Below are 20812 nucleotides of genomic sequence, written 5' to 3'. Positions count from 1 at the left end.
TACATATTGAGTGTGATTAACTGAATAAGGTCATAGCCATAGATATTCATAACATCTAAGATCGAGCCCTTCATTATCCAATTTGAATCCTGTCGCTAAAAGTCTTCGCTTAGCTTTTAGCTAGATTATATATTTCGAACAACTAAAATCACTGTTATTATGTACAGCATATAACAGCTAATACAGAATTAGTAAGTAAAGATTGCTAATGGACCCTACATGCTAACGGATCATATCAAAACCCAGATCCGCACTATCTATAAAGATATTGCGACTGCGATGCCAAATTTTCGTTCTCGCAGAGAGCAAAACTTTATGGTGGCAGAAATATCAAAAACCCTAGCTGGTGACTATGATAAACAACGACGCATTTTGGTTTGTGAAGCAGGAACTGGTATTGGTAAATCCCTTTCTTATATTCTCGGAACGATTCCATTAGCTTTGGCAAGTAAGAAAAAGGTCTGTATCGCGACAGCAACAGTAGCTTTGCAGGAGCAGTTATTGCACAAGGATTTACCTTTCTTTTTGCAACAATCTGGCGTTGATTTTAAATTCGGTTTAGTTAAAGGCCGCCAGCGTTACGTATGTTTAGCTAAACTCGCTGCCATGATAGGTCCTGAAGACACATCTCAGATGGCAATGTGGCAAACTAAACCAGATCAAAGTCAAATAGATCTCCTCAAAGCCCTACATCAAGATTTTAACGACAATAAGTGGAACGGCGAGATTGATACATTAAAAAAGCCTATTCCTGACTTTTTATGGCAGCAAATTTGCTGTGATAAGCACAGTTGTCATCGGCAAATGTCGAGCCATCATCACTGCCCTTTTCATAAAGCTCGTGAAGATGTCGAAACCTGGGATGTACTTATTGTTAATCACAGTTTGCTGTTTGCCGATCTAGAGTTAGGCGGTGGCGTGATTTTGCCAGAACCTGAAGACATGTTTTATGTCATCGATGAGGCTCATCACTTGCCGACGGTAGCAAGAGATTTTTCAAGTGCTCAAGCAACATTGAGGGGCGCGAGTGATTGGCTTGAAAAGGCGTCAAAGACCTGCTCCAAACTTCAAAATCAACTTAAAACCACACATATTATTGCCCCTGTGCAAGCAATGCTCGATCACATTGGCGATTTAGTGACTCAGCTTAATCAAGTTGCCCATTTTTGCGACACACAGCCTAAACTTTTTGCCAACCCAGAAACGCGTTTACGATTCGAAAATGGCAAGCTTCCAGAGTCTTTACTAATACAAGCAGAAAACTTAGCAACTACATCAAATCTTGCAGTAAAACAATTTACCAAGATCCAAAGTGTACTGAATGAAGCTATCAAAGATGGTGAACTACCAAAGCATCAATCAGAAGCTGCTTTATCAGAGGCCGGCTTTATACTGCAAAGGTTAGAAAATCTCGCAAAACTCTGGAAAATGCTCGCAAAAGAGGATTCCAAAAAAGGGGCGCCAATGGCTCGCTGGGCAGAGCTCATTACCGGTAAACAACAAGATTACCTATTTTGCGCATCTCCAATTGAGGTCGGTTTTATGCTTGAGCATATGCTCTGGCAAAAAGCTGCAGGCGTTATATTGTGTAGCGCAACATTAAGAGCCTTAAATAATTTCAATCATTTCGCTCAGCAAGTCGGGTTGTCCCTAAATGATGGTAGTCGTTTTTTAGCCTTGTTATCACCCTTTGATTATCAAAATAATGCGACATTGTTTATTCCACAAATGGAAAATGAGCCCACTGAAGATGCTTTTACAGATGAACTAGCAGAACAAGTTATCGCACTCGTAGAAGACGAAATGGCGACATTAGTACTGTTTGCCTCTTATTGGCAAATGGAAAAAGTAACAGATAAGGTCAATGGTAAAATAGCCAAAGACCAGCTGTTTGTGCAAGGAACCATGCCAAGGCAACAAATTTTAGAGCAACACAAGCTCCGCTGTGACCAAGGTAAGCCCAGTATTATTTTCGGTACAGGAAGTTTTCAGAAGGGTTAGATTTACCCGGTGATTACCTTACCAATCTGATTATTACCAAATTACCCTTTGCAGTGCCAACTTCACCAGTTGAACAAGCGCATGCAGAATACATTAAGAGTAAAGGTGGTAATCCATTTTTACAGCTCACCATTCCAGATGCATCACGCAAATTGATCCAAAGTTGTGGTAGATTACTCCGTAAAGAAGATGATTATGGTCGCGTCACCATTTTAGATAGGCGTCTTATTACTAAGCGTTATGGTAAATCATTACTTGATGCACTTCCGCCATTTCGTAAAGTTATAGAATAGGTATTTATTTGGAATTTCTGTTAGATCCTAGCCATTGGGCGTTTTTGGCTGTTATTGGATTAGTCGCTGGTTTTATTGATGCCGTAGTAGGAGGTGGTGGATTGTTATCAATTCCCGCACTACTGACTATGGGCATTCCGCCTCATTTAGCCTTAGGCACAAATAAGCTGGCAGCATGTTTCGGCTCATTGACCGCAGGATATACTTATTATAAGCAGCAACTCATCAAACTTAGATTTTGGCGAACCGCCTTTATTACCACTTTTATAGGTGCTGTATTAGGCAGCATTTTAGTGTATTTAATCGACGCCGCTTGGCTCGAAAAAATTCTTCCATTGGTTATCATCAGCATCGCGTTTTATACCTTACTCAGTCCAAAAGCAATGGGAGATAATATTTCTGTTGCGCCTACGCAATCGCCATGTAAAACGAAACAAGCAGCTCAAGGGACTCTACTAGGTTGCTACGATGGTTTTGCTGGTCCTGGTATTGGTGCCTTTTGGACAGTAAGTAGTATCAGGCTGCACAAGCTACCTTTATTAAACAGTTGCGCCCTTGCTAGGGTCATGACGTTTGTCAGTAATGTCACTGCACTCGTTATTTTTGCCCTTTTAGGTGAAGTTGACTGGATACTGGGTCTATGGATGGGAGTGTGTATGATGGCGGGCTCATTCATTGGCGCGAAATCAGCAATACGATTCGGAATTCCCTTTGTCAAACCACTCTTTATTATTGTCGTACTAGCAATTGCAGCTAATCTTGCTTGGACAGCATGGTTATGAGAAATACAAATCAACTAATTCATCAATTAAAGCAGCAGCTCAATACACTTGAACGAGATGCGTTAAATCATGACCAGCAATTGCCTTCACAACAGAAGAAAATGCTGCAAGACATTGAAAGATTTAATTCGCAATTATTTATTCAGCAAGGTGCTCAGCTCACACCCTGTATCCAACAACTTAAAAAAGATATTGTTCAATTAGAAAAGCAACTTTCTCTAAAATTAGACATCAAAATTATCGAGTTAAGTTGCCAAAGAATACAAGACCGCTTTACTGCATTACGTCGAGCTTTAGTGACGACCAATATTAATGTAAAAACAGCTGAACAAAAACGTGCCAACAACCGTGCTAGATATGCGAAGAAACAACAGCAGCAACATGCCGACAGTGGATTTGCATGGATAGCTAATAATGTGATGAAAAATAGCCACCAGATTTACCAAGAGCTTAATAAACATTTGAATTGGGCTACAACTTTTGAACAAAAAATTGCAGAAATGGAAACTAAGCTTGCAAACTGTCACAGTGCTGACAAAATCACGATACAAAATGAAATCCTTTCTCTGCACCGCAGATTAGGAAAGTGCCGTCAAGCAATTAGCTATATTGAAGATAGGATTCAAATGTTTGAACGACCGAATCGAAATACAAATCGTTAAGGAGCAACAATGAAATTTACACTGCCGCTGAGTGCGACATTACTGGCTTTTGTCACTTCAACTTCTGTTATTGCAGCAAATCTCTCCATTCCTATGTCTTTTGAATATCTTGCTTTAGACGGCAAAGAAATTGATACCAATATGTTCTCGCATAAAACTAACCTTGAGTTAGATAACGGCCAGCACAAAATTGCAATTCGTTATCATGATATGGTTGATGATGATTTCAGTGATAGCCAAAGTTTTATTAAATCTTCACCATTTATTATCGATATCAAGGTTGATGGCGATTACGAGTATCAGTTAAAGCCTATCGACGGCGACTATGTCAAAAAGCCTAAAGCCTTTGCCAAAGACCCTCAAGTCGTAATTTCTCGAAAAGATAACGGCGCAGTATCATATACAGTAACTCAAACAGATTATAAAGAGAGTAGTTTTATTTCCAATTTGTTCAACGGTAATCAAGGCGAAGATATTGATACCTTGTCTGCTTCAGCAACGGATAGTAATACAAAATCTTTACCTGTCGCTAAAGTTACACCTAGTGCGACTGTTGCAGCAACAGCACCTGCTGTAGCCACTAGTGCAAATGAAGTTAACACGACTAAAACAAGCAGTGCAAAAGTTAACGCCGATAGCCAAACAGGAACACATCCTGAGCAAATGCTTCAATATTGGTGGCTTCAAGCTGATGAAGAAACTCGTAAAGAATTTATGAGCTGGGCGATTAAACAGCTATAACTTTTCTTCATCCCCTCTGCGCTTTCGGTTTTACATTTGGGCATACCACTTGTTTATCACACCAGCTACTCTAAGCTGGTGTTACCGAGTGCGCACCGTTTTCCAACCACGAAATATCAATTATTGCAGCAATATTTAATATCAAGCGGCATAGCCAATACAAAAGACTTTCACTCTCCTACTAAAATTTGCATAGACCAACTAAAACAAGTTCATGATCCCGATTATGTAGATGGCTTTTTAGCTAACACACTCGATACAAAACAAATGAGGCGGATTGGTTTCCTTGGAGTGAATCATTAGTAGACAGGACCTTACATGCAGTTAATGGCACTGTACTTTGCGCTAAATTGGCAATCGAAAATGGCGTCGCTTTACACTTAAGTGGTGGTTACCATCATGCCCACCAAGATTTCGGTAGTGGCTTCTGTATTTTCAACGATTTGATATTAGCCGCATCGACTATGATCAATTCAGGTAAAGCCAGTAAAGTGTTGATCATTGACTGTGATGTACACCAAGGAGACGGCACTGCCACATTAGCCAGTAATAATACTAATATTGTTACTTGCTCATTTCATTGCCTTAAAAACTTCCCAGCGCGAAAAGCAAAATCAGATCACGATGTTGAATTTCACAAATATACCAATGATGATCAATTTATCGAGACAATAACAGAAGTTGTTCCCTACCTTATTAATATCCATCAACCAGATTTAATCCTTTATGATGCAGGCGTAGATATCCACATTGACGATGATCTAGGCTATCTCAACATTTCAACCGCTGGAATTTTAGTCAGAGATACAATAATTTTATCTACTGCAAAAAAGGCTCAAATCCCAATCGCGGCAGTTATCGGTGGTGGTTATAGCCGCGATGAAACTGAATTAACCCAACGCCATAGCCAACTTTTTATTGCAGCCAACTCAATCTAGTTGCAAACTGATATAAAAGTAGCGCCATCGGAGTAAAATATGCAGGTTGATATTCGCAATTATTATGAAGTCTTATTAATGGAAATATTAAGAGATGAAGGGTTAATGGAGGAACTGCCAGAAGAATACCTTGCCGACTTATGCTGCGTGACGTTAAATCAGTTGCCTGTTCGCTATATCAGACATCTAGTCGATACGTATTTTTTTGAAGATTATAATGAACTTCAAAATATGAAAAAAGAAATACAGGCCGCATTAGAGAAGTCTAGAGAATTTTTAAAATCGAACTTAAAAAGACGTTTAGCTGAAGAAGAGGCTGAAGCAAAAGCTAAAGTTGCAGCATTACCAAGCGTAGAAAACACATAATTGGTGTTAATAGATACAAATATTAAAAACTGGCTAGTAAAAGATAAAACGTAATAAAGAAGATAATAAAGAGAGGATTTGGAGGTTCCCCTAGAGCCACACCTCGGCACATGAGTCACCTGCTGCGGTTGCTCCCTTCCGGGCCTGGCCGAGTTCACAAGTTATCATTGCGAGGGGACCCTAAGGTCACCATAGATTTCACATTAAACGCTTCTTTTAATGTGAACGGCAGGATTATCCCCTAAGCCCCTGCCATGATCAAGCGAAATTATGGCTCATTCGATATGAACATGACTGTTTGCACAATCATTGCCCAATTTGCACATAATTTATCACAACTAAGGTAAATGCATGTTTATGCAATAACTTTAAATTTCAATACTAAATTCATTTCAAAAGTGTATTGATTTGGCCGCTCATCATTAATCGCGCAAAAAATATGAGATCTACATCACAATTTCCTTAAAAAGCTTGTAGTTGACCATTAAAATCAGCCAAAAATCACCTGATTATGCATACATTTTTTAACTAAAAGACCTATTATTAGTAATGGCAATTTTAGACGTAAGTAATGTATGTGATGGTACATTGAATAATGGATTTATTCGTTATGCTTACTGAAATTGAATATTCCTAACAGCTTAATAAAACACTGAAAAACTACAATATTGCAACGGATGAGCAATAACACTCCCGCCGGCATAACATTTTCAATATGCCAACTTGCAAATTGCAGATTTCAAAATACCTCTTTAGGCATACTAAGATCTTAATCACAGTGATTATAGAACTAAGTGAATAAAATAAAGAGGCTTATTAAAAGCTTGGATAATGTCCATACACTTGATTTTATGATGAAGAATCAAGTACGAATAAAAATCTCTTGCAGGGAACAATGATGAAAAAATTCAATTTCAATACTACTGCTAAAGCGGTATTTAGTGCTGGCTTAATGGCCTTCGCTTTATCCGGTTGTGGCAGTGACGGTACCGACGGTAGTGATGGTGAAGACGGTGTTGTAGGCAAACCAATTGGTTCTGTTTCAGCGTTAACGAGCACAATTACCACAGCAAGCGTTGATGAAAATCAATTCCTAACTGTTGATTTTAAATTAGCTGATGCAAACGGTGTTGCTCTTACAGGTCTAACACTTGCTGATATCGCCACGATATCTTTCGGACGAGTTGGTTCTGCAAATGAGCCAGGTGAAGACGAAATTGTTAATCCAAGTGTCGATAGACAAATTTGGTTAAGTTACTTCAATAAAGACAAAGGCGATGGTTACTTCACAGGCTCTAGCTACTTTGACGGTAGTAAAAGTGAATGTGAAGATTGCTTCGTTGACAATAAAGATGGTAGCTATTCAATTACAATTGATAAAGCAATCGACACTCTAGATAAATACGACTACATGGCAGACGCAACCAACGGCGTTTACATGTCTATCAAAACAACCAACAACGAATCACAAACGTTAGTTAACAATAGTTTCTTCTATTGGGTACCAGCAACTGATGTAGAAGTTGAAAAACCACTACAAATTCTTGCAAATTCAGATTGTCAAACCTGTCACCGTGCTGATCAAGCTGGTGAATTATCAATGCATGGCAGTAAACATAATACAGAAGAAGCATGTTCTTTCTGTCACACTGATTACAACAGCTATAGCAAACAGGATACCGATAGCGAAGGTAATGCAATTGGTGAAGCGTATGAATACGATGGTTCAATCAAAGGTATGGTTCACAGTATCCATACTGAAGCTAACTTCTCTGACGCGGGTGTTTACCCACAAATGACATCAAACTGTTTAACTTGTCATAATCCAAATGAAGAGTTTAACTTAACTGATAGCTGGAAAGCTGATGTTGATACCACTGCATGTTGGAGCTGTCATAGCCCAAGCCCTGCTGCTGAAGCTGCCGGTGTTCCTGCTTCACATCAACAAGGCAATAACTGTTTAACTTGTCATAAAGACGGCGAACGCGCTCGTGGAGCAAATGAAGCCCATTACGCATTAAACAGTAATTTCTTAGCAACAACACTCAAAGTTGAATTCAACTCTATGACTGTTGCCGATGATGAATCAGAAATTAAAGTAAACTTCACAGTGAAAAATGGTGAAGAATTAGTTGCGATTAACCAAATTGATCCTCGCCCATACCAATATGGTGGATTCAACAGTGCTATCGTCATTAATGGTGTATTAACTGATGACTTCTTAGTGAACTACCAAAAAGTAGGTTACGACACCTTTGTAGAAGAAGCGGATGGTTCTATTACCTCTACGGTCAGTGCTGATAGCTTTGATATCGCAACATTGATTGATGCAGGTTCAACTATCGTACTAAGCAGTCAACTTCATGTTTGTTCTCACAGAGGCGTCATCGAGTACTGTAACGAAGAAGATTTAGATGCTGGTGATCAGAGTGCTCCTTACGTAACCTCCGACACTTATTACTTCAACTTAGATGGTACAGTTGTTGAAGAATCACCACGTATGCAACATGCAGAAATGGCAGATTGTCAGCAATGTCACACGACTGAAATCACTCACCGTTATACCAATGACATTGATGGCTGTGCTTCTTGTCATAATGGTACCCGTGCAACATCAGGTGGTGAATCTTCTAACCTAGCATTTAAAGTTCACTCGAAGCATTACGTTTATGACTCAAGCGGTTCGTTATTCTTCAAGAAAACTGAATGTCAGGCGTGTCATGGTGAAGATGGATTCTCTATCCAAAACATCACTGCTGAATCTACACCAGTTGCATTTGGTAAAGATGACAATGGATTGTTAGTTGTATCTCCACAAACTGCAGCTTGTGTTAGTTGTCACGTACCTCCATATGGTTTAAGCGAATCAACTATCCAACACATTGAAACTAATGGCGGTGTTGTCGGTACGATTGATTCATTAGGTGTTCCAGAAGCTGACTATGATGCATTGAATGTGGTTGAAACATGTTCAACTTGTCATAACGATGGACAAATCCTTGAAGCACACTCTAATTGGGGTGGACAGTAAAGGTTAATTAGCAAAATAAAGAGTCGCCAATGTGCGGCTCTTTTTGCTTTTTACTGATTTAAAGCGAGTTAGAACGACAAATATTATACCTCTTTATAAATAGACCGATCTGCTTCACAGTATCAGTCTAGATTTAAAGATTTTTATCTTGTTGTGGATTAACCTTGTAAGTGATGAATTTAAAACCCAAAAAGCTGAATTGACTCAAAAGACTATGTATCTAGGCACTAAATAAGCCAAGTCAAATTTAAGCAATGTCTTAATACGCAGGGACAAATGATGAACAAAAAAATTCAAAAATAGCACTAATGCTTGTAGCAAGTGCAGTCAGCGTAGCCTTAACAGGCTGTGGCAGTGACGGTGATGATGGTAAAGATGGCAACCCTGGTCTTCCTGGTGGAACACCAGCAGAAGCAATTGAGCAGCTTAATTTAGAAGTGCTGTCAGTGACTTATGCCGACAATATCCCTACAGTTAAAGTTTATGCGACTAATGAAGATGATGAAGCAGTAGTCGGATTAAAAGACTTTTCAATTGAAAATGCAGCTCAGCTTATCCCTGCAGGCGCTAGCGGCGCAGGAAACAGCGCGAACTGGCAGAAGCTTGGCTCAACCTCTACTTTTGTTGATAACAAAAATGGTAGCTACGACTTCACTTTCGAAAGCTTCGATACAGATACATTCAATTCAGAATTAACTCAACGTTTTAATGTTGTTGCAGAAGCTTCAACGTTATTAGATGGTGTTACAGAAGTACCGGTCAGTGAAATTGTTGCTGATTTCGACGGTGAAGGTTACGAAGCGCTATACACTAAAAATATCGTATCTCACGAAGCGTGTGCAGCATGTCACGCTGAAGGTGAAAAGATTTACCACAAAGCCACTACGGTTGAAACGTGTATTACTTGTCATACCCAAGAATGGGCAGATGGCCGCGGTAAACCTGAAGTGGCATTCGCTCACTTAGTTCATAACGTTCATAACTCAAATAAAGTGTGGGGCCGTAATGATTATACTGCCGAAACTGCACACGCTATCGTTCAAGACAACTGTCAAAGCTGTCACATTGAATCAGAAGAGTTAACTGAATGGGGTAACTGGACACGTATTCCAACAATGGAAACTTGTACAAGTTGTCACACGAACATTGACTTCAAAGCGGGTGAAGGTCATTCACAACAGTCTGATAACTCAAACTGTATCGCATGTCATAATGCTAGCTGGACAGAAGAGATTCACACTGGCGATTTCGTACAGAAAAAGCCTTCATTGATATGTACGGCATGACATCTTCATTAATCGTTAATTCAGACAAAACAGCCACGCTGTCTGTCACGATTACTGATGCTGCGGGTACTGCAATTGATGCATCAACTCTCGTAAGCAAAATCCAACGTATTGAGACTATCACTAACGTGGGTCCAAACTTCCCAATCATGGGTTACAACGCAAGCCCAGGAAACGGACAAGCAAAAGTCGCTTACGACTTGGTTAGAAATGGTGAATTAGGTGAAAATGTTTCTGTAGAAGCAGGTGCATTACAATACACCCTACCAGCCCTCCCGTTTGATGAGTACTCACCTGCTGGCATCCAAGATACTGACACTGCATTTACTTTCGTTGGTTTAGAAATGTGTAACGACGGTACTGAGGCGGTTGATTGTGGTGAAGATATTGCTACAACAAGTATGAAAGCAGACTTAGTATTTGGCACTTTCTCAGGCGAAGCTCCAAGCATGCGTCATACTGATTCAGTCGCCTTTAATACCTGTGAAAACTGTCACGGTGAAACATTTGAAATTCACAAAGGCTACCATGCAGGTTTTGTCATGACTGAACAATTAGGTCGCGAAAATGACGAAGGTGAAGTAGTTGTAGGTGTTGATGCTTGTGTGACTTGTCATACTCCTGATGGCACATACGCTTCAGGTGGTAATCAAGGTGCACTTGAAATGAAACTTCATAGTGTTCATGGCGAGGAAGGTATCATCAGTGATTGTGCGCAATGTCATAATGACTTCAATCTTGATGCATTCAAACAGAAAGGCGCATTAGCTACTTCAGCTGGCGAATACACAACGCCAATCACAGCCACTTGTGCTTCTTGTCATGGCTTCGATGAAATTAAAGCTCACGCAGAAGGCCAAGGCGCTGTTGTAAATGGTTCTTACGATGATGCCAATGCTTCAGCTCAACTTGAGTTCTGTATGGGATGTCATAAGCCAACTATCTTCGATCACACTGCGGTGAACATGTAATTGTAATATCAGGGAGAAGCTCGCTTCTCCCTTTTACAACTATAAATACATCTACATCATGGATAGATTGGGAAGCCTTACTATGAAAATTAAAATGAAATTAAACTCTTTAATCCCAACCTTTATGGCAATTGCACTGCTATCTCTTGGGATGTCTCATTCGGCCTATGCGTCGAAATGGGATGCCAAAATGACACCTGAAGAAGTCGAAGCTGTATTAGACAAAAAGTTCGAAGAAGGAGTTACTCACCAAAAGGGGCTGACTCTTGCTTAATGTGTCATAGACGCTCGGAAAAAGTGATGGACCTATTTAAAGGCGTTCACGGTGCAATTGACTCTTCAAAAAGCCCAATGGCAGGTCTTCAATGTGAAGCATGTCACGGCCCAATGGGTAAACATAACCGTGGCGGTAATGAACCTGTCATTGCTTTTGGCCCAGACTCAACGTTATCTCCTGAAAAACAAAACAGTGTTTGTATGGGTTGTCATTTAGATGACGAACGTATGTCTTGGAATACCAGCCATCACGACAATGCTGATGTTGCTTGTGCATCTTGTCACAGTGTTCACACTGCTAACGACCCTATTCTGGATAAAAAGACAGAAATGGAAGTGTGTACAAGTTGTCATACCAAGCAAAAAACTGACATGAACAAACGCTCTAGTCATCCAATGAAATGGAATCAAATGACATGTAGTGATTGTCATAATCCACATGGCAGCATGGCTGATTCAGACTTGGTTAAACCAAGTGTGAACGAGACCTGTTACTCATGTCACGCTGAAAAACGCGGCCCTAAACTATGGGAACATGCTCCAGTGACAGAAAATTGTGTCACTTGTCATAATCCACATGGCAGCGTAAACGAAGGAATGCTAAAAACTCGTGCACCACAACTATGTCAGCAATGTCATGCCAGCGATGGCCATGCTAGCAATGCATATTTAGGGAACACAGGTATGGGTTCTAATGTTGGTGATAATGCCTTTACTGGTGGCCGCAGTTGCTTAAATTGTCATAGCCAAGTACATGGTTCAAACCACCCTTCTGGCAAATTACTTCAGCGTTAAGGATGTACGACTATGAAATTTAAACTGAATATTATCACCTTAGCGTTAGTTGCCAATGCTGGATTTGCAATGGCAGCAGATGGTTACGGTGTCGGCAATGCCAATACAGATAAAGTTAAATTTGATAAATGGGTCTGTAAAGGTTGTGCTGTAGAAACGGGTGTTACTGGAAGTGTTGGTGTTGGCGTTGGTTATAACAGTGAAGATGATATTCACTCAGCTAATGCTTTTGGTAGTGACAATGAAATCGCGCCTAAATTAGATGCTGATGTTAATTACATCGGAGAATCGGGTTATAGAGCGAAAGTTGAAGCAACAGATCTTGGCTTAGATAATGGCCGTTTGGATGTAAATGTTGGTAAATTAGGCCAGTACAACTTCAACCTAAATTACCGCTCATTAGCGACTTACAGCTCAAACACTGTTATGTCTCCGTATCAAGGTATTGGCGGTTCAGACCTCACATTACCAGATAACTGGGTCACTGCAGGTTCAACTGACGGTATGTCAGAGCTATATAGTAGCCTTAACCCATTTGAGCTTTCTTTGAAACGCGAACGTGCAGGCCTTGGTTTTGAATATCAAACTGAATCAATGTTGACCACTTACGTTAATTATCAACGTGAAGAAAAAACCGGCACTAAGACAGCTTCAGGTAGCTTCTTCAATCAGTCAATGATGATTGCAGAGCCTGTTGACTACACAACTGATACCATCAATGCTGGTATCAAATTTAGCGGTAAAAACTGGTTCACAAGCTTAAACTACGATGGCTCTATCTTTAAAAATGATAATGCTGAATTAAGCTACGATAATGCATTTAATCCGACTTTTGGTGCTCAGACTCGTGGCTATATGGCACTTGATCCTGATAACGAATCACATATCGTGTCGCTGCTAGGTCAATACACTGAAAATGGTACTGCTGTTAGCGGTCGCTTGATGTTCGGTCAAATGAGCCAAGATCAAGACGTGGTAACGTCTGGTTATGGCTATAGTGTGCCAACTGAATCTGTTGATGCTAAAGTTGATTTAACCGGCATGACATTAAAAGCAGTCAGCCGCGTTAACCGCTCTGTTCGAGTATCGGGTAGTTACGACTACTCTGACCGTGAAAACAACACGAATATTGAAGAATGGACTCAAATCAGCATTAATGATGTTAACGGCCAAGTCGCTTATAACACCCCTTATGATCAAACAACTCACCGTGCAAAAATTGGTGCTGACTATCGCATTAACCGTGGTATGAAGTTAGACGGTGGTGTTGATTATAAACGTGATGAGCGCAGTTACTCAGAGCGTGAAGTCACTGAAGAAAGCACTATTTGGGCTCGTTACCGCTTAAACAGTTTTGAAAACTGGGACATGTGGGTAAAAGGTAGTTTCGGAAGTCGAGATGGTTCTGATTACCAAGCTTCTGAATGGACCTCTTCAGAAAATAACGACTTACTACGTAAATATTATTTAGCAGATCGTGATCGTAGCATGGTTGAAGCTCGTGTTAGCCATACACCAATCGATGCATTAACAATTGATTTAGGTGTTCGTTACGCATTAGATGACTACACTGATACCGAGATTGGGTTAACTGAGTCAAAAGACACCAGTTACGACGTTAATGTAAACTACATGTTTAACAAAGACGTTATGCTAAATGCATTCTATAACCATCAGGTTATTGAGTCACAACAATCTGGCAGTAGCACGTTCTCTGGCCCTACTTGGCAAGCTGACATCGAAGACACCGTTGACGTTGTTGGTGCTAACCTAAGCTACAACAACTTAATGGATAGCCGTCTACGTTTAGGTCTAGATTACACTTACTCAGAATCAGACAGTAACACTCAAGTACGCCAAGGTGTGACTGGAGACTACGGTGATTACTTTGCAAAAGTGCATAACGTTAATTTATATGGTCAATACCAAGCTACTGAGAAAATGGCTTTACGTCTTGATTATAAAATTGAAAAGTACCTAGATAATGATGCAGCAAATGATATCGCTCCTGATAACATTTGGAATGTCATGACCTTTGGAAGCAACAGTCACGATTACACTGCTCACATGATTATGTTAAGCGTCAACTACAAGTTGTAAGCGATAACACGATTAAAAAAAGCCTGCTATTTAGCAGGCTTTTTTGTTTTATCTATTTACTTTTGTGCTCACATTCTCATTTAACGATAAATAACTCACGATTGCTAAATTAACAAAAGCTATTCTACTCATTGTTGATTAAAATCTGAGGAATGAGAACATATAGACACATTACCATGCTTAAAAAGTCCCTAATCATTTCGAGTTTGCCATTATTGTTATTGTCTGCACCAGCGTTTGCATCCACAACAACCATGGCCAACAACAGCTTATTGGTATTTATCGCACTTATGGCTTTTGTGACCATTAATGCCGTTGTGCAAACCTGCTGCTACTTTTCTGGCCAATATGTCCAGTCCAGCTTTAGCCATAAACATGTAACCATCTCGGTTATTATTCCTCTCATAGCATTGATAGGTTTTATTAATCAATATCAGAGTTTTGCGCAGTTTATTCTCTACTTTGGCGTTGTATTACTATCGATTGGTGCTGCTTTAATACCTTTACCATTAACCAATAAACGCCCTCCTTCACGCTTTTCAGCATTGATTCTGCTTAGCGGTGCCATCATCATTTTGCCTTTAAGTATTATTGTGGCGCCGATTAGTCTATTTTCAATCGCGCTTTGCCACATTGCTTTGAAACAATCGCAAACACCACCTATTGCCAAATTTGCGACATTATTGACATTAATTACCGGTTACGGTTTATTGATTTATTGGTTATTTCAATTCGTTAATCAAATCGCAGCCTAATCCAATTTGTGAGTAACTCATGTATGTAATTGACAGTGCTATCGCCAATAAAATTGTAAACAGAACCATGAAAATCATTGGCCATAATATCAATGTGATGAATGCTCAAGGGGTTATTCTAGGATCGGGAACAAATGAGCGAATTGGCGCTGTCCATGAAGGTGCGTTATTGGCTATAAGCCAGAATCGTAATGTAGAAATTAATCAAGAGATTGCCCCAAGTTTACATGGGGTTAAATCAGGGCTAAATCTTCCCCTACATTATCAAGGGCAAATTGTCGGCGTGATAGGCATTACCGGCAACCCATCAGAGTTAGCTCAGTATGGCGAACTACTGAAAATGACAGCAGAAATGATTGTCGAACAAGCCAATCTACAAGATCAACTACAGTGGCAAAATAGACAAAAAGAAGAATTCATTTTGCAACTCATTCGCGCCGAAGAAAAGGACGTTGATCAGTTAACTCACTGGGGGCATCAGCTTAGTATTGACGTAAAAGAAGAGCGTGTTGTCGCCATTATCGAAATTGAATCTGTAAACCAGCAGCAGGTTCATAATAACCAAGCACTAAAGCAAATGGTGCATTTACTGCAGTATCCCGACAGAAATAACTTGATTGCAATGACTTCACTCAATCAATTAGTCATTTTGAAGCCTGCCTTTTTAGATGGACGCCAATGGGATCCAGCGCTCGAAAGCCATCGTATCGATAAGTTATTGCAACGTATCCCCGCCAACATGGAGCTAAAGCTCAACATTGCTTTAGGGCATTTCTTCGGTGGTGTAGAAGGAATAGCAAAATCCTATCGAACCGCGAAAGAAACCCTTGCCATTGGCAAAAGTCTTAACCCAGAGAAAAATAAATACTTATATGAAGATTACGCACTGCAAGTCATCTTTACCGGACTGAAACAACATTGGCGTGGTGACGCCCTAGCAGCACCTTATTTAAAACTCGTCCATGCAGACAAAAATGGCGTATTACAAAAAACCTTAGCGGTTTACATTCAACATATTGGCGATCATAAACGTTGTGCTGAAGTGCTGTTTATTCATCGCAACACATTGAGATATAGACTGGATAAAATTCAGCACATAACTGGAACAAACTTACAAGAATTTCAGCATTTGCTTAATCTATATCTTGGTCAAATCATGTTTCAGGCCTAAACCATGATAGTTTTCTTCAGCTGAAACAATCAAAAGTCACCAAAACAACCAATCACAGCTCACAACCTGTGCACCTGCACAAACAAATACCCTGTATGCATAATAATTCTGTGAAATAGCACAAAGCAAATAGATATCATTTTTTCAATAATACGCCTACAAAAACAACATACCTTAATACCCTAAATAGAGTAGTTATCAATGAGCATGATTTTGATATTAATTGGCGTAATTGCATTTATTGTTATTGCGACATCTAAATTTAAATTACACCCTTTTCTAACACTAATTTTAGCTTCTTTTTTAGCAGCCTTTGCTTATGGTTTGCCAAGTGCAGACATTGCTAAAACTATCACCACAGGCTTTGGTGGCATATTAGGCTATATTGGCCTTGTTATCGTGCTAGGTACTATTATCGGTACTATTCTTGAAAAAAGTGGCGCTGCCATCACCATGGCTGACGTAGTCATTAAAGTGCTTGGAAAACGCTTTCCAACATTAACCATGTCCATTATTGGTTATATTGTCTCAATCCCAGTATTTTGTGATTCAGGTTTTGTCATTTTAAATTCATTAAAACAATCTATGGCAAACCGCATGAAGGTATCGAGTGTATCAATGAGCGTAGCTTTAGCTACAGGTTTATACGCAACCCATACTTTTGTGCCACCTACACCAGGTCCTATCGCTGCAGCCGGTAATCTCGGGCTAGAAAACCAGCTAGGGCTTGTGATTGCTGTCGGGGTGTTTATTGCCGCCATTGCCGCACTTGCAGGAACATTATGGGCAAACCGCTTCGCAAACGAACAACCCGATGGCGAAGGTGCAGAAGAGCTTAATGACAAACTAGAAGATTATGAAGCGCTAAAAAGCAGTTATGGCGAACTGCCAAGCCCAGCTAAAGCCTTTGCACCAATCTTTGTGCCGATACTGCTGATTTGCTTAGGTTCAATAGCCAACTTCCCGTCGGCACCATTAGGTAAAGAGAGCTTATTTGATATTTTAATGTTCTTGGGCCAACCCGTTAATGCACTTATGATTGGTTTGTTGTTAGCCATTCCGCTACTAAAAAGCACTGATAAAGTGAAAGAATTCAGCGAGCGTATTAGCCAAGGCTTAGTCGTAGCCGCACCTATTTTGTTAATTACTGGTGCAGGCGGTGCTTTCGGCGCCGTTCTTAAAGCCACTGAAATTGGTACATACCTTGGCAGTAGCTTATCGGAACTTGGTGTCGGTATTTTCATGCCATTCATCGTCGCTGCAGCACTTAAATCAGCACAAGGTTCATCGACTGTTGCCTTGGTTGCTACTTCAGCGCTTGTCGCTCCGTTGTTAGGCGATATTGGCTTAGCGAGTGATATGGGACGAGTACTCACAGTGATGGCGATTGGTGCAGGTGCAATGACAGTGTCACATGCTAACGACAGCTTTTTCTGGGTTGTTACGCAATTTAGCCGCATGAGTGTTAAACAAGCTTATCGAGCACAAACAATGGCAACTCTAGTACAAGGTCTTACCGCAATGACCCTAGTGTACCTACTCAGCCTCGTTCTTCTATAAATACCCTTTCGTCCCACTCAGCTCTTTGCTGAGTGGGACTTTCTAAAACCTAAGAGAATTGTTATGAAAATAGTCATTGCCCCTGACTCATTCAAAGAGAGCCTTAGTGCATTAGGCGTTGCTAATGCAATAGAGGAAGGATTTAAACGAATTTTCCCTGATGCAGAATATTGTAAAGTACCAATGGCCGATGGCGGCGAAGGCACTGTACAAGCAATGGTTGACGCAACTAACGGGCAATTAGTGACTCTTCAGGTTACAGGGCCAGATGGTCAACCGGTATCAGCGCATTACGGTATCTTAGGGGCTGAGAATTCAGTAGAGGGGAGCGATAATCTCGCTCCCCAAAAACTGACAGCAGTCATCGAAATGGCAGAGGCTTCAGGGTTGCATCATATTAAACGCGATCACAGAAATCCGATGCTTACCACCAGCTACGGCACAGGTGAGTTGATCCGAGACGCGCTTGATCGTGGCATACGCCACATAATATTGGGACTAGGTGGCAGTGCGACCAATGACGGTGGTGCAGGTATGGCGCAAGCGCTTGGTTTTACCTTACTCACCAACCAGGGTAATGCTATAACTTACGGCGCAGCAGGTTTAACCCAATTGGCAAGTATTAATACTGATGAGGTTCACCCGCTTTTGAGCAATTGCCAAATCGATGTGGCGTGTGATGTTGACAACCCGTTATGTGGCCCTAACGGCGCCTCGGCAATATTTGGCCCGCAAAAAGGGGCGACGCCTCAAATGGTAACAGAACTCGACAATGCCCTTAGACATTTTGCATCCATCGTTAACAACACCAGCCAGTTATCCTTAGTTAACGATATAGACTTATTTCCTGGTGCAGGGGCAGCTGGCGGAATGGGATTTGGGGTAATGGCATTACTTGACGCTAAATTACAGCCTGGGGTTGATATTGTCGTACAAGCCGTCAAATTAGCTGAAAAAATGGATAAGGCAAATCTTGTTATCACAGGTGAAGGCAGAATGGATAGTCAAACCCTCAGTGGTAAAACACCTATGGGCGTGATGCAACAGGCGATAAAACAAGATATCCCCGTGATTGGTATTGCTGGGTGTTTAGGTCAAGGTGCTGAGGATATTCTGGCTCAGGGCATGACAGCGATATTTCCAATCATTCCTTCGTTATCCCCACTGGATGATATTTTAGCCAATGCCCATAATAACTTGGTAAACACTGCGCAAAATATCGCCGCAAGTTTGAAACTATCAATATAAAAACGACCGTTTGAAGCAAAAACTTGCTGCCAAATAATCCATGCAGTAAAGTTAGCCCTCATAATCGCCATGAAATCACCTTCAAAAAGAGTGATTCATGGCTGAAAAATAAAAATGATGGCACGATTAAATGACCACTAAGAACGACCGCAAAGCCCAAGCATCTGAAGATAGTCTATTACGTATTTTTACCGTACCAGAAGATGCAGAATCAACGTTAAGTATCATTGAACAAAAGCTCTCTGAAGATTTAGCGGGATTCTTGGGTAAAAGCATTGCTGCTTTAGAGAAACCTTTATCACTGATTGAACAAGACTTCAGGACATTTCAGATCCCTGATGCCCCACGCTTTGTTTCTGATTATACTGATGAAATCATGCAAAACTTGGTCGCTCACTCAGTACATACCTCTGCCCCGAGCTTTATCGGTCATATGACATCGGCATTACCATATTTTGTACTGCCACTGTCTAAAATGATGGTTGGCCTGAATCAAAACTTGGTCAAAATTGAAACTTCAAAAGCTTTCACCCCGCTTGAACGCCAAGTCTTGGGCATGATGCACCACCTTATATTTGGCCAAAATGATTCGTTTTATGAACAGTGGATGCATAGTGCAAACTACTCTTTAGGCGCCTTTTGTTCTGGTGGAACCGTTGCCAATATCACCGCTCTGTGGATTGCACGCAACCAATTATTGAAAGCAGATGGACATTTTAAAGGCATAAACCGTGAAGGTTTACCCAAGGCCTTAAAACATTATGGTTTTGAGGACATCGCCATACTGGTATCTGAACGCGGCCATTACTCCATTGGAAAAACCGCTGATTTGTTAGGGATCGGTCGTGATAATATCATCAGTATTCCAACCACAGCTGACAATAAAGTTGATGTTACAAAAATGCGTCAAACAGCCAAACAGCTAGCCAGTGACAATATAAAAGTCATGGCAATTGTTGGCGTAGCGGGTACTACTGAAACAGGTAATATTGATCCCTTAGCTGAGCTTGCTGAGTTAGCACGAGAACTTGATTGTCACTTTCATGTGGACGCGGCATGGGGTGGCGCAAGTTTATTATCAAACAAATATCGCTATTTGCTTGATGGTATAGAACAAGCTGACTCTGTCACAATCGATGCCCATAAACAAATGTACGTCCCTATGGGCGCGGGTATGGTGTTATTTAAAGATCCGGAACTTGCCAATGCCATTGCTCATCACGCTGAATATATTTTACGTGTCGGCTCTAAGGACTTAGGGAGTCAAACCCTTGAAGGCTCAAGACCTGGTATGGCTATGTTAGTCCATGCCTGTTTGCAAATTATTGGCGGTGACGGCTATGAAATTTTAATCAATAACAGCCTTGAAAAAGCCCGCTATTTTGCTGACTGTATTGTCGAACACAGAGACTTTGAGCTTATTACTCACCCTGAATTGTGCATTTTAACCTATCGATTTGTACCGCACTCAGTACAACAAGCTATTGATGATGCCGTTGAACGGAGTGACGTTAAGTTTGTCACAACATGTAATGAACTTCTCGATGGCTTAACCCAATTCATTCAAAAGCATCAACGTGAACAAGGTAAATCATTCGTGTCACGTACACGGATAAAACCAGCCAAATATCTGCGTAAAGACACCACAGTATTTAGAGTTGTTTTAGCTAATCCGCTTACCACTGAAACCATATTAAAAGACGTGTTAGCGGAACAAAGCGATATTGCACAGCTTGATAAGCAGTATCTGCCACGGTTACTAGAATTGTGCAAAGTCACCTAAATAAGATAGGTTACACTCCATTCGTCTTCATAAAAAACCAGCCAAAAGGCTGG

11 protein-coding genes, 1 other RNA gene and 4 pseudogenes are annotated in these 20812 nt (G+C 40.7%); 15 read left to right on the top strand and 1 reads right to left on the bottom strand.

What is annotated here, in order from left to right; all coding sequences use genetic code 11:
* The first annotated feature begins 219 nt into the window (after window positions 1–219).
* The 6 genes and pseudogenes from dinG (at window position 220) to ACGEDC_RS16345 (ending at window position 5783) form a co-directional block, all read left to right on the top strand.
* Window positions 220–2294, top strand: a pseudogene (dinG, locus tag ACGEDC_RS16370) (ATP-dependent DNA helicase DinG).
* Window positions 2295–2302: 8 nt separating this feature from the next.
* A complete protein-coding gene (locus ACGEDC_RS16365) occupies window positions 2303–3076 on the top strand; it encodes a sulfite exporter TauE/SafE family protein (protein WP_055023905.1) in 774 nt (257 codons plus the stop codon).
* Entirely contained in the window at window positions 3073–3738 is a 666-nt protein-coding gene (locus ACGEDC_RS16360; RefSeq protein WP_372037887.1) for a primosomal replication protein, read from the top strand. The genes ACGEDC_RS16365 and ACGEDC_RS16360 overlap by 4 nt, the downstream gene beginning before the upstream one ends.
* A gap of 9 nt (window positions 3739–3747) precedes the next feature.
* A complete protein-coding gene (locus ACGEDC_RS16355) occupies window positions 3748–4479 on the top strand; it encodes a DUF2057 domain-containing protein (RefSeq protein ID WP_394494506.1) in 732 nt (243 codons plus the stop codon).
* 36 nt (window positions 4480–4515) lie between these two features.
* Window positions 4516–5417, top strand: a pseudogene (locus tag ACGEDC_RS16350) (histone deacetylase family protein).
* Between the two features lie 39 nt (window positions 5418–5456).
* Window positions 5457–5783: a late competence development ComFB family protein gene (locus ACGEDC_RS16345; RefSeq protein ID WP_211028244.1), complete on the top strand. Its 327-nt coding sequence runs from the start codon at window positions 5457–5459 to the stop codon at window positions 5781–5783.
* 87 nt (window positions 5784–5870) lie between these two features.
* On the opposite strand, the gene ffs is transcribed toward ACGEDC_RS16345, so the two are convergent.
* Window positions 5871–5967: signal recognition particle sRNA small type (gene ffs, locus ACGEDC_RS16340), an RNA gene on the bottom strand.
* Between the two features lie 711 nt (window positions 5968–6678).
* Between ffs and ACGEDC_RS16335 the strand changes: the two genes are divergently transcribed.
* The 9 genes and pseudogenes from ACGEDC_RS16335 to panP all read left to right on the top strand — a co-directional run bounded on the left by ACGEDC_RS16335 (window position 6679) and on the right by panP (window position 20759).
* Window positions 6679–8814: an OmcA/MtrC family decaheme c-type cytochrome gene (locus ACGEDC_RS16335; protein ID WP_394494504.1), complete on the top strand. Its 2136-nt coding sequence runs from the start codon at window positions 6679–6681 to the stop codon at window positions 8812–8814.
* Window positions 8815–9122: 308 nt separating this feature from the next.
* A pseudogene (locus tag ACGEDC_RS16330) lies at window positions 9123–11071 on the top strand (OmcA/MtrC family decaheme c-type cytochrome).
* Between the two features lie 124 nt (window positions 11072–11195).
* Window positions 11196–12142: pseudogene (locus ACGEDC_RS16325) on the top strand (DmsE family decaheme c-type cytochrome).
* A gap of 12 nt (window positions 12143–12154) precedes the next feature.
* Entirely contained in the window at window positions 12155–14242 is a 2088-nt protein-coding gene (locus tag ACGEDC_RS16320) for an MtrB/PioB family decaheme-associated outer membrane protein (RefSeq protein WP_055023913.1), read from the top strand.
* A gap of 176 nt (window positions 14243–14418) precedes the next feature.
* On the top strand, window positions 14419–14997 hold the full coding sequence (locus tag ACGEDC_RS16315; RefSeq protein ID WP_394494501.1) for a hypothetical protein: 579 nt from the start codon (window positions 14419–14421) through the stop codon (window positions 14995–14997).
* A 19-nt stretch (window positions 14998–15016) separates the two neighbouring features.
* Window positions 15017–16168, top strand: coding sequence for a sugar diacid recognition domain-containing protein (locus ACGEDC_RS16310; RefSeq protein ID WP_394494499.1), 1152 nt, complete (start codon window positions 15017–15019; stop codon window positions 16166–16168).
* A gap of 201 nt (window positions 16169–16369) precedes the next feature.
* Window positions 16370–17728, top strand: a complete 1359-nt coding sequence (locus ACGEDC_RS16305; RefSeq protein WP_394494497.1) for a GntP family permease — start codon at window positions 16370–16372, stop codon at window positions 17726–17728.
* A gap of 63 nt (window positions 17729–17791) precedes the next feature.
* A complete protein-coding gene (locus ACGEDC_RS16300; protein ID WP_394494495.1) occupies window positions 17792–18976 on the top strand; it encodes a glycerate kinase in 1185 nt (394 codons plus the stop codon).
* A 130-nt stretch (window positions 18977–19106) separates the two neighbouring features.
* The gene (gene panP / locus ACGEDC_RS16295) at window positions 19107–20759 is read left to right on the top strand and encodes a pyridoxal-dependent aspartate 1-decarboxylase PanP (RefSeq protein ID WP_394494493.1); all 1653 of its coding nucleotides are present in this window, start codon (window positions 19107–19109) and stop codon (window positions 20757–20759) included.
* Window positions 20760–20812 lie beyond the last annotated feature (53 nt).

Origin of the sequence: Shewanella sp. ENK2, assembly GCF_043568515.1 — a bacterium.
GTDB lineage: Bacteria > Pseudomonadota > Gammaproteobacteria > Enterobacterales > Shewanellaceae > Shewanella > Shewanella japonica.
Note: the sequence above shows the minus strand (reverse complement) of the source record. Positions and strands in the feature narration are given on the sequence as shown.

Coding starts and splice junctions, on each gene's coding strand:
- ACGEDC_RS16360 (WP_372037887.1), top strand. CDS start 3,073: ATGAGAAATACAAATCAACTAATTCATCAATTAAAGCAGCAGCTCAAT.
- ACGEDC_RS16300 (WP_394494495.1), top strand. CDS start 17,792: ATGAAAATAGTCATTGCCCCTGACTCATTCAAAGAGAGCCTTAGTGCA.
- ACGEDC_RS16355 (WP_394494506.1), top strand. CDS start 3,748: ATGAAATTTACACTGCCGCTGAGTGCGACATTACTGGCTTTTGTCACT.
- ACGEDC_RS16305 (WP_394494497.1), top strand. CDS start 16,370: ATGAGCATGATTTTGATATTAATTGGCGTAATTGCATTTATTGTTATT.
- ACGEDC_RS16315 (WP_394494501.1), top strand. CDS start 14,419: ATGCTTAAAAAGTCCCTAATCATTTCGAGTTTGCCATTATTGTTATTG.
- ACGEDC_RS16310 (WP_394494499.1), top strand. CDS start 15,017: ATGTATGTAATTGACAGTGCTATCGCCAATAAAATTGTAAACAGAACC.
- ACGEDC_RS16345 (WP_211028244.1), top strand. CDS start 5,457: ATGCAGGTTGATATTCGCAATTATTATGAAGTCTTATTAATGGAAATA.
- ACGEDC_RS16335 (WP_394494504.1), top strand. CDS start 6,679: ATGATGAAAAAATTCAATTTCAATACTACTGCTAAAGCGGTATTTAGT.
- ACGEDC_RS16320 (WP_055023913.1), top strand. CDS start 12,155: ATGAAATTTAAACTGAATATTATCACCTTAGCGTTAGTTGCCAATGCT.
- panP (WP_394494493.1), top strand. CDS start 19,107: ATGACCACTAAGAACGACCGCAAAGCCCAAGCATCTGAAGATAGTCTA.